This window comes from Sphingomonas sp. R1 (assembly GCF_025960285.1).
Lineage (GTDB): Bacteria > Pseudomonadota > Alphaproteobacteria > Sphingomonadales > Sphingomonadaceae > Sphingomonas.
Genome location: NZ_CP110111.1, coordinates 662,167 through 675,892 on the forward strand (window position 1 = coordinate 662,167; position 13,726 = coordinate 675,892).

Below are 13,726 nucleotides of genomic sequence, written 5' to 3' on the forward strand. Positions count from 1 at the left end.
GTCGCTATGTTCCGATCCATGCCCCATTTCCGTCGCGCTCTCCGGCCGACGGCCCTGATCGCTACCCTCGCTGCCCCGCTGGTCCTCGGCGGATGCGATCTCGTCGTGATGAATCCGTCCGGCGATGTTGCACGGCAGCAGGCCGACCTGATCCTCTGGTCGACGTTTTTGATGCTGCTCATCATCGTGCCGGTGATGATCCTGACGGTGGTTTTCGCGATCAAGTATCGCGCGAGCAACACCGAGTCGGAGTATGCTCCGGATTGGGATCACTCGACGCGGATCGAGCTGGTGATCTGGGCGGCGCCGCTGCTCATCATCATCGCGCTCGGCGCGCTGACCTGGCTTGCGACCCACAAGCTGGATCCCTACCGGCCGCTGGACCGGATCGCGCCGGGCAAGCCGATCGCGGCCGACCAGCAGCCGCTGGAAATCCAGGTCGTCTCGCTCGACTGGAAGTGGCTGTTCATCTATCCTGAGCAGGGCGTCGCCACGGTCAACGAGCTGGTGCTGCCGGCCGACCGCCAGGTGCGCTTCCGCCTGACCTCGTCGAGCGTGATGAACACCTTCTACGTGCCGGCACTGGCAGGCATGATCTACACCATGCCGGGCATGGAGACGAAGCTGCACGCGGTGATGAACCGCGTCGGCACCTTCGAGGGCATCAGCGCCAACTATAGCGGCGCGGGCTTCTCCGACATGCGCTTCCCGACGCTGTCGGTCGACGCGGCCGGGTTCGACCAATGGGTCGCCAAGACCAAGGCCGGCGGCGGCGCGCTCGACACGGCACAGTATCTGACGCTCGAAAAGCCGAGCGAGAAGGTGCCCGCGATGCACTTCGGCACGATCGAGGCCGGACTGTTCGACCGTATCCTCCAGATGTGCGTGAAGCCGGGCAGCACCTGCGCCGGGCATTCGATGCACCATGGTGCGGGTGCCCAGCAGGTCGCGCCTCCGGTAAACAACAAGCCGGGCGAAGGCGCCGATGGGGCGCTGATGAAGTCCCCGGACGAAATGAAGACCAGTCCGCACCTGACGCATCCGCACGGCGCCCCCGCCGGCCACAGCGAACCCGGCGCGGATTCGAACCGTAACATGACCCGCATGGACGCGCCGGCCTATCCCGGTCGGGCGGCGGCGGGCGAGGCCTGAGCACTGCCATGTCTGACACTTTGATCAAGATGATCTTCGGTCGGCTCTCCCTCGAGAGCCTGCCGTTGCACGAACCGATCGTCGTCGCGACCTTCTTCGGGGTCGCGCTCGGCGGCGTCGCGCTTCTCGGCGCGCTGACCTATTTCCGCCTGTGGGGCTATCTCTGGAAAGAGTGGTTCACGAGCGTCGACCACAAGCGCATCGGCATCATGTACATGGTGCTGGGCCTGGTGATGCTGCTGCGCGGCTTCGCTGACGCGATCATGATGCGCGGCCAGCAGGCAATGGCGTTCGGGGCCAATGAAGGCTATCTGAACGCGCACCATTACGACCAGGTGTTCACCGCCCACGGCGTGATCATGATCTTCTTCGTGGCTATGCCCTTCGTCACCGGTCTCATGAACTTCGTGGTGCCGCTCCAGATCGGCGCGCGTGACGTCAGCTTCCCGTTCCTGAACAATTTCAGCTTCTGGATGACGGCGGCGGGTGCGGCGCTGGTGATGGCCAGCCTGTTCATTGGCGAGTTCGCGCGGACCGGCTGGCTGGCGATGGCGCCGCTGTCGGGCCTCGACTATTCGCCGGACGTCGGTGTCGACTATTATATCTGGGCGCTGCAGATCGCGGGCGTCGGCACGCTGCTCTCGGGCGTCAACCTGGTCGCTACCATCGTCAAGATGCGCGCGCCGGGCATGGGCCTGATGAAGATGCCGGTCTTCACGTGGACCGCGCTCGCCACCAACATCCTGATCGTCGCCGCCTTCCCGGTGCTGACCGCGGTTCTCGCGATGCTCAGCCTCGATCGCTATGTCGGCACGCACTTCTTCACGAACACCGACGGGGGCAACCCGATGATGTACGTGAACATGATCTGGATCTGGGGTCACCCGGAGGTGTACATCCTGATCCTGCCGGCGTTCGGCATCTTCTCGGAAGTGACCTCGACCTTCTCCGGCAAGCGCCTGTTCGGCTACACCTCGATGGTCTATGCCGTGCTGGTCATCACCATCCTCTCGTACCTCGTCTGGCTCCATCACTTCTTCACGATGGGCTCCGGCGCGAGCGTGAACAGCTTCTTCGGCATCACCACGATGATCATCTCGATCCCGACGGGTGCGAAGATCTTCAACTGGCTGTTCACCATGTACAAGGGCCGCATCCGCTACGAACTGCCGATGATGTGGACCATCGCGTTCATGCTGACCTTCGTCATCGGCGGCATGACCGGCGTGATGCTGGCGGTGCCCCCGGCGGACTTCGTGCTGCACAACTCGCTGTTCCTGGTCGCGCACTTCCACAACGTGATCATCGGCGGCGTGCTGTTCGGCATGTTCGCGGGCATCAACTACTGGTGGCCCAAGGCGTTCGGCTACAAGCTCGACAAGAAGCTGGGTCTCGTATCCTTCTGGTGCTGGGTCGTCGGCTTCTGGGTGGCCTTCACGCCGCTCTACGTGCTGGGCCTGATGGGCGTCACCCGTCGCCTGCGCCACTTCGAGGATCCGAGCCTGCAGATCTGGTTCGTCGTTGCCGCGATCGGCGCCGCGATCATCGCGGTGGGCATTGCCGCCTTCCTGCTGCAGATCTTCGTCAGCATCCGCAACCGCGAGGCGCTGCGCGACGAAAGCGGCGATCCGTGGCACGGCCGTACGCTGGAATGGGCGACCTCGTCGCCGCCGCCGGCCTACAACTTCGCGTTCACGCCCGTCATCCACGACCTGGATGCCTGGTACGACATGAAGTCGCGCGGCGCGAAGCGTCCGGTGACCGGCTATCTGCCGATCCACATGCCGAAGAACACCTGGGCGGGCATCGTCCTGGCGGGCTTCTCGCTGGTGTTCGGCTTCGCGATGATCTGGTACATCTGGTGGCTCGCCGCCGCCTCGTTCCTGGGCCTGATCGTCACTGCCATCGCCCACACCTTCAACTATGATCGCGACTTCTACATCACCGCGGAAGAAGTGACCGAAACCGAGAATGCGCGCACGCAGGTGCTGACGCGGCTGGGAGCCTGAGGCGATGAGCGCCACGACCGTATCGACGGGTGACACGCCCGTCTTCTACCAGCTCGAGGAGGAGCATCACGAACCCGGCGGCAGCACGCTGCTCGGCTTCTGGATGTACCTGATGAGCGACTGCCTCATCTTCGCGATGCTGTTCGCGGCATGGGGCGTCTATGGAACCAGCTTCGCGGGAGGCCCGACCTCCCACGAACTGTTCAAGCTGCCGCTGGTCGCGGTGAACACGGCGATGCTGCTGTTCTCCTCGATCACCTATGGCTTCGCGATGATCGCGATGCAGGAGAAGCGCCAGGGTGCGATGCAGGCGTGGCTGGCGCTGACCGCCGTGTTCGGCGCCGCCTTCCTCGGCATCGAGCTCTACGAGTTCTCGGAGCTGATCCATGAGGGTGCCGGGCCCTGGCGCTCGGCATTCCTGTCGTCCTTCTTCACGCTGGTGGGCACGCACGGCCTGCACGTCACCTTCGGCCTGATCTGGCTGTTCACGCTGATGGTGCAGGTTGCGCGCAAGGGCCTGATCCCGGCCAACGTCCGTCGCCTGCAGTGCCTGTCGCTGTTCTGGCACTTCCTCGACGTGATCTGGATCGGCGTGTTCACCTTCGTCTATCTGTTTGGAGCCATGCGATGAGCGCGGACACCCACGGCCACGCCGGCCACCACCACGGCCATGATCATGGCCATGACGCGCCGCACTCGACCCGCGGCGGCTATGTCACCGGCTTCCTGCTCTCGGTCGTCCTCACCGCGATCCCCTTCGGGATCGTGATGGGCGGCTGGATCGCCGACAACCGCGTGGCGGTGGCGATCTGCGCAGCGCTGGCGATGGTGCAGATCGTCGTCCACATGATCTACTTCCTCCACATGAACAGCAAGTCCGAGCAGGGCTGGACGCTGATGGCGCTGATCTTCACCGTCATCATCGTGGTGATCGCGCTCTCGGGATCGCTCTGGGTCATGTACAACATGAACCTCAACATGATGCCCGGGATGGCTTCCGGCGCCGGCATGTGAGCCGGCCCGCTTCCCGCTCCTGGATGGCGATCGCGCTTCTGCCGGTGATCGCCATCCTGCTCGGCCTCGGCATCTGGCAGGTCGAGCGGCGCGGCGAGAAGCTGGCCTTGATCGATCGGGTGGCGCGGGGGCTGGCGGCAGCGCCGGTCCTCGCCCCCGGTCCCGCCCAATGGGCCGCCATCGATCGCGACGCCGCCTATCGCCGGCTCCGTATCACCGGCCGCTATGATTTCTGCCGCACCAGACTGGCGCAGGCGGTCACCGATCTCGGCCCCGGCAAATGGGTGATGACCCCGCTGGTCACCGACCGCGGCTTCACCGTCTTCGTCAATCGCGGCTTCCTGCCCGACGGCCAGCGTCTTCCCGACTGCAAGACCGTGCCTGATACCGCTGTGACCGTTTCCGGCCTGCTGCGCCTGAGCGAACCCAAGGGCGGGTTCCTGCGCGCCAATGATCCGGCGGCGGACCGCTGGTACTCGCGCGACGTAGCAGCGATGGGGCAGGGCCTTGCCCCGCTCGCTCCCTATTTCATTGACGCGGACCGCAGCGGCGATGGCTGGCCCCGCGGCGGCATGACCGTCATCCGCTTCCCCAACAATCACCTCGTCTATGCGCTGACCTGGTTCGGCTTGGCGCTGCTGACCGGCTGGTTCGCCTGGCGGGCGTGGCGCGGGCGCGGAGAGGCATGACCGCGCGGACACCGGACGACGCCGCACGCCGCAACCTGCTGCTGCTGGTCCAGCTCCGCTGGCTGGCCGTGCTGGGGCAGCTGACGACGATCCTCGGCGTCCATCTCGTGTTCGGGGTACGCCTGCCGCTGGTGCCGATGCTGGCGACGATCGGCGTGCTGGTGGCGCTCAATCTTGCCATGGTGCCGGCCCGCGCGCTCCGTCCGGCCACCAACGCCCAGGTGATGGCCGGGCTTCTGATCGATGTCGCCTGCCTCACCATCCTTCTCTATCTCAGCGGCGGCGCGACCAATCCGTTCGTGTCGCTGTATCTGCTGCAGGTGGTGCTGGGCGCCGTGCTGCTCGATACGCGTTCGAGCTGGGCGCTGGTGGCGCTCACCAGTACGGCTTTCGCCGCGCTGGCCATCATTCATCGGCCGCTGCCGCTGCCGCCGGCACTGACCAGCAGCCTGGCCGGTCCCTTCATCTTCGCACTGTGGTTCAACTACACGCTGATCGCGACGCTCGTCGTCCAGTTCGTCACCAGGATCGCGCGCAACCTGCGCGACCGCGATGCCCGGCTGGCCGAACTCCGCCAGCGCGCCGCCGAGGAGGAGCACATCGTGCGCATGGGGCTGCTCGCCAGCGGCGCCGCGCACGAGCTGGGCACGCCGCTCGCGTCGATCTCGGTCGCACTCGGGGACTGGCGTGCGGATGCCAAGATCCGTCGCGATGCGCAGCTCAGCGCCGAGGTGGCGGACATGCAGGCCGAAGTCGCGCGCTGCAAGGCGATCGTGGCAGGCATCCTGTTCGCCGCGGGCGAGGTGAGCGGCGAGGCGCCAGAACGCACGACGTTGCGCCGGTTCATCACTGGGCTGATCGAAGGCTGGCCGCGCAACGACAGCGTGACGCTCGACTATCGCCTGCCGACGGACCTGCCCATCGTCGCCGATCGCGCGCTGGGGCAGTCGATCGTCAACCTGCTCGATAATGCCATGGAGGCAGGGGCGGGGCGCATCCGGCTCTCGGTCGGCGCGCCGGACGACACGCTGGTGCTGGCGGTGCGCGACGATGGCCGCGGCTTTCCGGACGCGGTCCTGCCGCGCATCGGCGACCCCTATAACAGCAGCAAGGCGCGGCAGGGCGCGGGGCTGGGCCTGTTCCTCGCGCACAATGTATTGCGAACGCTGGGCGGCACGCTTGCCGCACGCAATCTGGAAGCGGGGGGTGCAGAAGTGGTGCTGCGCGTTCCCGTGGCGGCACTCGCACTTGAGGACGAGAACGAATGACGGCGCACAAGTTGTTGATCATCGAAGATGATGCGGTCTTCGCTCGCACCTTGGGTCGGTCTTTCGAGCGCCGCGGCTATGCGGTGGAAGTGCTCAACGGGCCCGACGATGTGGAAGCGACCGCAAGGGCATTCGCACCGACGCGGGCGGTGGTCGATCTGCGCCTTGGCGGCAGTTCGGGGCTGGTCTGCGTCAAGCAGTTGCACGATCTCGACCCCGCGATGCGGATCGTCGTGCTCACCGGCTTCGCCAGCATCAGCACCGCGGTGGAGGCGGTGAAGCTGGGGGCGACCAACTATCTGATGAAGCCGGCCAATACCGACGATATCGAGGCCGCGTTCGACCGGGTCGACGGTGATGTCGATACCGAGCTCAAGGCGCGGCCGACTTCGATCAAGACGCTGGAATGGGAGCATATCCACCAGACGCTGGCGGATACCAACTACAACCTGTCCGAAGCCGCGCGTCGGCTGGGGCTGCACCGGCGCACGCTTGCACGCAAGCTCGACAAGAAGCACCTCTAGCGGCACCTGCCCTAGTGGAGGTGCTTGGCCTCCGCGGCCTTGCTCGCCCGCTCGGCCAGCAGCGCCTGCGATTCTCGCAGGATCTGGGTGGCGCGCTCGACACCGACGGCGGGTGAAAACAGGTGCCCCTGGCCATAGGCGCAGCCGATACCGCGCAGCCGCTCCGCCTGCAGCTCCGTCTCGACACCCTCGGCGATCACCGCCATGTCGAGCTCGCGCGCGATGTGCAGCACGCCTTCCAGGATCGCGCGGCTCGCACTGCTCTGCATCAGCTGGTCGGTAAAGGTCTTGTCGATCTTGAGATAGTCCACCGGCATGGTCAGCAGGTGGGTCAGCGAGGCATAGCCGGTGCCGAAGTCATCCAGCGCGACGGCAAGGCCCTGGTCGCGGAACCAGCGCAGCGTATCGGCGACCGTGGTGTCGCCCTGGCCGAGATAGACCGTCTCGGTGATCTCGAGCGTCAGGTGATGCATCGGCACGCCGTACCGGCCGAGCACCTCCGGGAGGATCTCGCGCAGGCGGCCGCCATGAAAGTCCCCCGACGCGAAGTTCATGCCGACATGACGAGGCGCGATGCCGAGATCGCACCAGCGGCGCAGATCGGCGGCGACGCGCTCGAGCATCCGGGCGGTGATCGCGCCGGCGACTTTCCCGTCGGTGGTCGCCTCGAAGAACTCGGCGGCCGAGACGATGCGATCGCCGACCCGCATCCGGCACAACGCCTCGAAGCCGATGACCTCGCCGGTGGTGAGGTCGAACAGCGGCTGATAATGGGGCAGGAGCCGATCCTCGACGAGCGCACGTTCGACCGCGTGAATCGCCTCCAGCCGGCGCGCCATGCGGGTGGCGATGCCGGGCCAGTAGCGGACATAGCTGCCCCGCGCCGTTTCCTTGGCATGGTAGAGCGCCAGATCGGCGTTGAGCCGGACCTGCTCCGGATGATCGCCTTCGCCGACCAGCGCGCCGCCCGCCGTTGCACGCGGCAAGACCCGTCGGTCGCCGCCCTCGATCGACTGCGACAGCGCGTCGAGCAGCCGCTTGGCGGTGGCGGCGGGATCCGCCAGTGCGGCGGGGCTCTGCAGCAGCACGGCGAACTCGTCGCCTCCCAGCCGATAGGCGCGGTCCGGCGCCGCCGTCTCCGCGATGCGGCGGGCGGCGTGAATGATCAGCTCGTCGCCCGCGACGTGGCCGAACGTGTCGTTGACGATCTTGAGATTGTCGAGATCGAGCAGGATCAGCCCCCAGGCCCCCGGCTCGGAACAGTCGAGGTCGCCGAGCGAGGTGGTGAAGGCGGAACGGTTGGGCAGGCCGGTCAGCCCGTCCAGCTGGGCGCGGCGCACCTGCTTGGCGCGCCAGACATCCTGCTCGATCGCGATGGCGCAAAGGTGCAGGCAGACCTGCACGATGCGGCGCTCCATCGGCGTCGGCCCGCGCGGTACGCGGTAGTAGAAGGCGAAGACGCCGGTCACCTCGCCGCGGCCGTTCTTGATCGGGCTGGACCAGCAGGCCTGGAGGCCCAGGGGGCGGGTCAGATGGAGAAACTTGGTCCAGTTCGGATCGGTCTCAATGTCGGTGCTGGCATAGGGTTCGCCGTGGAAGGCGGCGGCGCCGCACGACCCTACCTTCGGGCCGATCATCAGCCCTTCGATCGACTGGAGATACTCGTCCGGCAGGCTTGGCCCGGCCACCGGGATCATGCGACCGGCGACGTCCACCCGCAGCACCGAGCAGCGCACATCGGGCGCCCGCGCCTCGACCTCGCGGCACAGCCGATCGGTGACGGAGGCAAGGTCCGCCCCCTTCGCGACAAGCTCCAAAATATTGTTCTGAAGCGAGATGTCCACGTGCGTCGTCACCTTGTGCACCTTTCCTCGCAACGTGGAGGATGTGCATTGCACCTGACATAATGGCGATCCCCGTAAATCTACGTAGCGATGCAGGTGTCGGCGGTGCTAGGGACAGGCCCGCATCCCGCGCTGCCGATCCGCGGCGCGCGGACGGGGGGACTGTCAGATGATCCGTGCCATTGCCGCCGCCGCCGCGGCGCTGTTGCTTGCCGCACCGCAGGCCAAAGATTCGGGCGCCTATCTCGCGCCGGAGGCTTATCCCGACGGCCTGCAGATCCTGCCGCCGCCACCCGCAGCCGGCAGCGCTGCGGAGGCGCTTGACCTCAAGATCTTCCGCGACACCCGCGGCTTGGCCCGAACGTCGCGCTGGCGCATCGCAACCGATGATGTGACAAACGACCCGCTGCGCCGCAGTGCCTGTGCGATGGGCCTCCTGCTCGACGCGAAGCGCGCGCCGGCGCTCGCCCGTCTGCTGGAGCGCGCCGGGACCGGACCCATGGTCTCCCGTGTCAAGGCGGCCTACCAGGTGCCGCGCCCCTATTTGCGGACCGCAGGCGGGATCTGCGAGCCCAAGACCGAACATCTCGCCCGCAACGGCGACTATCCCTCGGGGCATACCGCCAATGGCTGGATGGAAGCGCTGATCCTTGCGGAGGTGATGCCGGAGCGCGCGACCGCAATCCTCGCGCGGGGCCGGGCCTATGGGGAGAGCCGCGCGATCTGTGGTTCGCACAGCAAGAGCGCGGTCGACGCCGGCTACCTGGCCGGGGCCGTGGTGTTCGCCGCTCTGCAGGCGACCCATGCCTTCCGAGACGACGTGGCGGCAGCGCGCGCCGAACTGGCGGCACTGCGCACGACCGCGCCGCGACCGGACGCCGGGCAGTGCGCAGCGGAGGCGGCGGCGCTCGCCGTCCGTCCATGGTAGACCCGTGACTGCGCTGTCATGAAGGCGTCGCGCGGCCGCGCCACAGCGCGGGAAGCGTAACGGGGAATCGGCTATGGAAGACGGGCACGGCAGGTGCGGCGGGCAGGGGAACGCCCGGCGGACGCTGTTGCTGGGCGGGCTGGCCGCCTTCAGCGCCTATTTTGCCATGTACGCCTTCCGCAAGTCGTTCGCGGCGGCGACCTATGCCGATATCCCCGCCTGGCACGCGGCGATCGACTATAAGACGGCGCTGCTGATCGCGCAGGTGATCGGCTATGCGCTGTCCAAGCTGATCGGGGTGCGCGTGATCGCGGAGGCCGGCCGCACGGGCAGGGCTCGGCTGATCCTCGCGCTGATCGGCATTGCGTGGATCGCGCTGCTGCTCTTCGCGCTCCTGCCGCCCCCATGGGCGATCCTCTGCCTGTTCCTCAACGGCCTGCCGCTGGGGCTGATCTGGGGGCTGGTGTTCAGCTATGTCGAGGGGCGGCGGGCGACCGATCTCCTCGGTGCGATGCTCTGCGCGAGCTTCATCCTCTCCTCGGGCGTCGTCAAATCCGCGGCCATGCTGCTGATGGGGTGGGGCGTGCCCGAGACATGGATGCCGGCGGCCACCGGCCTGGCCTTTTCGCCGATTCTGCTGGCGGCGCTGTGGCAGCTCGAGCGGATGCCGCCGCCCGATGCCCGCGACGAGGCCGAGCGAGTGGTGCGGGTGCCAATGCGGGCGGCGGAGCGTGCCGCTTTCCTGCGGGCGAACGGCGGCACGCTCGTCCTGCTTCTCCTTGGCTATGTGCTGCTGACGGCGCTGCGGGATCTGCGGGACAATTTCGCCGCCGAGATCTGGGCGGCGACGGGGTTCGGCGGCGACGCCACGATCTTCTCGGCAAGCGAAGCGCCGGTCGCCTTGCTCACGCTGGGCGCGCTTGCCCTGTTGATGCTGGTGCGCGACAATCTGAAGGCGCTGCTCGCGATGCACGGGCTCATCCTGCTGGGCGCGCTGTTGCTGGGCCTCTCCACCCTTGCCTTCCAGGCCGGGCTGCTGGCGCCGCTTCCCTGGATGATCGTCACCGGTGCGGGGCTGTACCTCGCCTATACCCCGTTCAACGCGATGCTGTTCGACCGGGTGATCGCCGCGATCGGCACCGCGGCCAATGCCGGCTTCCTGATCTACATCGCCGATGCCTCGGGCTATGTCGGCAGCGTGACGCTGCTGTTGGTGCACAGCGTCGGCGTCCCCCGGATGGAATGGCTGCCCTTCTTCGCGACCTGCTGCTACGCCACCGCCTTCGCGGTCGGGGCACTCACGCTCCTCTCGGCATTCCATTTCCTCCGGGTCGCCGGCGGCGCCGCGCGGCGACCGGCGCTGCGCCGCGCCGGTTGATCCGGGGCACGGCTTGGCCTAGGCAGGCGGCTGATCGCGCCGGTGCCCTTATCGGGGCTTAATCGGGAATGCGGTGCGGGGGACATGCTTCCCCAAATCCGCGGCTGTCCCTGCAACTGTAAGCGGATAGTGCGATGCACTGGCCTCCTTTTGAGAGGCAGCCACTGGGCCTCGCGGCCTGGGAAGGCGTGCAGCGCGCGGTGACCCGCAAGCCAGGAGACCTGCCGGCGTCCGGTCGCTCTTGCCCTGGTCCAGGGGATGGCCGCGGCACGGTGTATTCCGTCTGAGCGACGCACGAAGCGGCGGGGGCCGCTTGCGGTTGCGTGGCCCGGTCGCCTGGCAGGCGTCCGGCCGGGACGCGCTGCCGGCCGTTCGCGGTGGGCTCCCGTCTGGTCGCTCGACGCCGCCGGAGTACTGCCTCTTGCCCGTTCCTGCCTTGCGTCTGCGCGTCGCCCTGCTGCTTGCAGGGCTGGTCGCCGCCAATCTCGCCGCCTGGGGCTGGGCCCTTGCCCTGTACCACGCCCAGCCGCTCATGCTCGGCACCGCGCTGCTCGCCTGGGGGCTGGGCCTGCGCCATGCCGTCGACGCCGATCACATCGCGGCGATCGACAACGTCACTCGCAAGCTGATGAACGACGGGCAGCGACCGATCGCGACCGGGCTGTGGTTTGCGATCGGCCATTCGGGGATCATCGCCATCGCATCGACCGGCATCGCGCTTACCACCCATGCGCTGGCGGGGATGGGGGCGCTCAAGGAACTGGGCGGGGTGGTCGCGACCTGCGTGTCGGCGCTGTTCCTGTTCGCCATCGCGGGCATGAACCTGATCCTCCTGCGATCGGTGTGGAAGACGTTCCAGCACGTCCGCGCGGGCGGCGCCTATGTCGAGGACGACCTCAACCTGCTGCTCGCGGCACGCGGGCCGTTGTCGAAGCTGTTCGGGCCGATGTTCAGGCTGGTCGGCAAGAGCTGGCACATGGCGCCGCTCGGCTTTCTGTTCGGGCTCGGGTTCGACACCGCGACCGAAGTGGCGATCCTGGGCATGTCGGCGGGGCAGGCCGCCCATGGCGTCTCGCTCGGCACATTGCTGGTGCTGCCGGCGCTGTTCGCGGCGGGGATGGCGCTGGTCGACACGCTGGACGGGGTGGTGATGCTCGGCGCCTATCAATGGGCGTTCGTCAAGCCGATCCGCAAGCTTTACTACAACGTCACCATCACGCTGATTTCCGCGCTCGTCGCGATCGTGATCGGGGGCATCGAGACGCTGGCGCTGATCGGAGACAAGATGGGCTGGACAGGCGGCGCCTTCGGCCTCGCGGCAGACCTCGGCGCGCATTTCAACGGGCTCGGCTTTGCGATCATCGGCCTGTTCGTCGGCTGCTGGCTGGCGAGCTTTGCCATCTATCGCTGGCAGAGGCTGGACGAGATCGAGGTGCGCGGCTAGAGCCGGGCCAGAGGGTTCCGCAGGAACCTTCGCAAATGATCGCGCCGGTGCCCGGTAGAACGGGCTTAATCGGGAATGCGGTGCGGGGAGCCTGGCTTCCCAAATCCGCGGCTGTCCCTGCAACTGTGAGCGGATAGCGCGATGCACTGGCCCCCTGCGAGGGGCAGCCACTGGGCCGGCACGGCCTGGGAAGGCGTGCAGCGTGCCGTGACCCGCAAGCCAGGAGACCTGCCGGCGCAACGGTCGCTCTTGCCTTGGTCCAGGGGATGGCCGCGGCACGGTATCTGCTTCCGTTCGAGCGACGAAGCTGTGCGGCTGGGGCTGCACGGTCGCGTGGTGTCGGGCGTCCTTCGCGCCCGCCCGTCGTCGCGCGCCGGCCGGACGCTCGTCCGGCAAGTCCCTCCGCGTGTTCGCTCGGGCGCGGGAGGAAGATATCATGACCGACCTTGCGAAGGTTCCCGTCACCATCGTCACCGGCTTTCTCGGTGCGGGCAAGACCACGCTGATCCGGCACCTGATCCAGAACGCCGGGGGGCGCCGCCTCGCGGTGGTCGTCAACGAGTTCGGGACGTTGGGCGTCGACGGCGAGATCCTGAAATCCTGCGCGATCCCCGATTGCCCGGCGGAGAACATCGTCGAGCTCGCGAATGGCTGCATCTGCTGTACCGTTGCCGAAGATTTCATCCCCACGGTCGAGCGGCTGCTGGCGCTGGAGCCGCGCCCCGACCACATCCTCATCGAAACCTCGGGTCTCGCCCTCCCCAAGCCGCTGCTCAAGGCATTCGACTGGCCGGCGATCCGCAGCCGCATCACGGTGGACGGCGTGCTGGCGCTGGCCGATGCCGAAGCCGTCGCCGAGGGCCGGTTCGCGCCCGATCTCGGGGCGCTGGAGGCGCAGCGCGCGGCCGATCCTGGGATAGACCATGAGACGCCGCTCGCCGAAGTGTTCGAGGACCAACTCGCCTGCGCCGACATGGTGCTGCTCACCAAGACCGATCTCGCTGGCCCAGCGGGCGTCGCGGCCGCCCGCGCGGTGATCGCCGCCGAGGCGCCGCGACCGGTGCCGGTGGTGGAGATCCAAGAGGGCGCGATCGATCCGCGGGTGATCCTGGGCTTGGCCGCCGCCGCCGAGGACGATCTTGCCGCGCGCCCGTCGCACCATGACGGCGCCGACGATCACGAGCATGAGGATTTCGACAGCACCGTCGTCACCTTCGGCGAGATCGCCGATCCCGCCGAGCTTGTCGAGCGCATCGAGCGGCTGGCGCGCGAGTACAAGGTGCTGCGGGTAAAGGGCTATGCGGCGGTGACCGGCAAGCCGATGCGACTGCTCGTGCAGGCGGTGGGGTCGCGGGTGCGGCACCAATATGACCGCCCGTGGCGGCCGGGCGAGCCGCGCGGCACGGCGCTGGTTGCGATTGCCGAGCACGACCATGTGGACGCGCGCGCCTTTCGCGCGGTGCTGGCCGGCTGAGC

The 13,726-nt window shown here is 67.5% G+C and carries 12 protein-coding genes and 2 riboswitches; of the genes, 11 read left to right on the forward strand and 1 reads right to left on the reverse strand.

Annotated elements, in window-relative coordinates; translation table 11 throughout:
- Nucleotides 1–18: 18 nt before the first annotated feature.
- From cyoA to OIM94_RS03245, 7 genes are read left to right on the forward strand one after another with little or no spacing between them, the layout of a single operon-like run.
- The gene (gene cyoA / locus OIM94_RS03215) at nt 19–1,152 is read left to right on the forward strand and encodes a ubiquinol oxidase subunit II (protein WP_264608685.1); all 1,134 of its coding nucleotides are present in this window, start codon (nt 19–21) and stop codon (nt 1,150–1,152) included.
- 8 nt (nt 1,153–1,160) lie between these two features.
- Entirely contained in the window at nt 1,161–3,161 is a 2,001-nt protein-coding gene (cyoB, locus tag OIM94_RS03220) for a cytochrome o ubiquinol oxidase subunit I (protein ID WP_264608686.1), read from the forward strand.
- A gap of 4 nt (nt 3,162–3,165) precedes the next feature.
- On the forward strand, nt 3,166–3,792 hold the full coding sequence (gene cyoC, locus OIM94_RS03225) for a cytochrome o ubiquinol oxidase subunit III (RefSeq protein ID WP_264608687.1): 627 nt from the start codon (nt 3,166–3,168) through the stop codon (nt 3,790–3,792).
- A complete protein-coding gene (gene cyoD / locus OIM94_RS03230; RefSeq protein ID WP_264608688.1) occupies nt 3,789–4,175 on the forward strand; it encodes a cytochrome o ubiquinol oxidase subunit IV in 387 nt (128 codons plus the stop codon). Before cyoC ends, cyoD begins: the two co-directional genes overlap by 4 nt.
- Nucleotides 4,176–4,198: 23 nt before the next feature.
- Nucleotides 4,199–4,864 carry an SURF1 family protein gene (locus OIM94_RS03235; protein WP_264608689.1) on the forward strand — a complete coding sequence of 222 codons (666 nt, stop codon included), beginning with the start codon at nt 4,199–4,201 and terminating at the stop codon, nt 4,862–4,864.
- The gene (locus OIM94_RS03240) at nt 4,861–6,132 is read left to right on the forward strand and encodes an ATP-binding protein (protein ID WP_264608690.1); all 1,272 of its coding nucleotides are present in this window, start codon (nt 4,861–4,863) and stop codon (nt 6,130–6,132) included. Before OIM94_RS03235 ends, OIM94_RS03240 begins: the two co-directional genes overlap by 4 nt.
- A complete protein-coding gene (locus OIM94_RS03245; protein ID WP_264608691.1) occupies nt 6,129–6,656 on the forward strand; it encodes a response regulator transcription factor in 528 nt (175 codons plus the stop codon). Before OIM94_RS03240 ends, OIM94_RS03245 begins: the two co-directional genes overlap by 4 nt.
- Nucleotides 6,657–6,667: 11 nt before the next feature.
- Here OIM94_RS03245 and OIM94_RS03250 read toward each other — a convergent pair whose 3' ends face one another.
- A complete protein-coding gene (locus OIM94_RS03250) occupies nt 6,668–8,512 on the reverse strand; it encodes a putative bifunctional diguanylate cyclase/phosphodiesterase (protein WP_264608692.1) in 1,845 nt (614 codons plus the stop codon).
- A 157-nt stretch (nt 8,513–8,669) separates the two neighbouring features.
- Between OIM94_RS03250 and OIM94_RS03255 the strand changes: the two genes are divergently transcribed.
- From OIM94_RS03255 to cobW, 4 genes are all read left to right on the forward strand, one after another.
- Nucleotides 8,670–9,428: an acid phosphatase gene (locus tag OIM94_RS03255; protein WP_264608693.1), complete on the forward strand. Its 759-nt coding sequence runs from the start codon at nt 8,670–8,672 to the stop codon at nt 9,426–9,428.
- A 73-nt stretch (nt 9,429–9,501) separates the two neighbouring features.
- Nucleotides 9,502–10,806 carry a DUF5690 family protein gene (locus tag OIM94_RS03260; RefSeq protein ID WP_264608694.1) on the forward strand — a complete coding sequence of 435 codons (1,305 nt, stop codon included), beginning with the start codon at nt 9,502–9,504 and terminating at the stop codon, nt 10,804–10,806.
- Between the two features lie 23 nt (nt 10,807–10,829).
- A riboswitch (cobalamin riboswitch) is annotated at nt 10,830–11,050 on the forward strand.
- Nucleotides 11,051–11,227: 177 nt separating this feature from the next.
- Nucleotides 11,228–12,250 carry a HoxN/HupN/NixA family nickel/cobalt transporter gene (locus OIM94_RS03265; RefSeq protein ID WP_264608695.1) on the forward strand — a complete coding sequence of 341 codons (1,023 nt, stop codon included), beginning with the start codon at nt 11,228–11,230 and terminating at the stop codon, nt 12,248–12,250.
- A gap of 28 nt (nt 12,251–12,278) precedes the next feature.
- A riboswitch (cobalamin riboswitch) is annotated at nt 12,279–12,501 on the forward strand.
- Between the two features lie 185 nt (nt 12,502–12,686).
- Nucleotides 12,687–13,724, forward strand: a complete 1,038-nt coding sequence (cobW, locus tag OIM94_RS03270; RefSeq protein WP_264608696.1) for a cobalamin biosynthesis protein CobW — start codon at nt 12,687–12,689, stop codon at nt 13,722–13,724.
- The last annotated feature ends 2 nt before the right edge of the window (nt 13,725–13,726 follow it).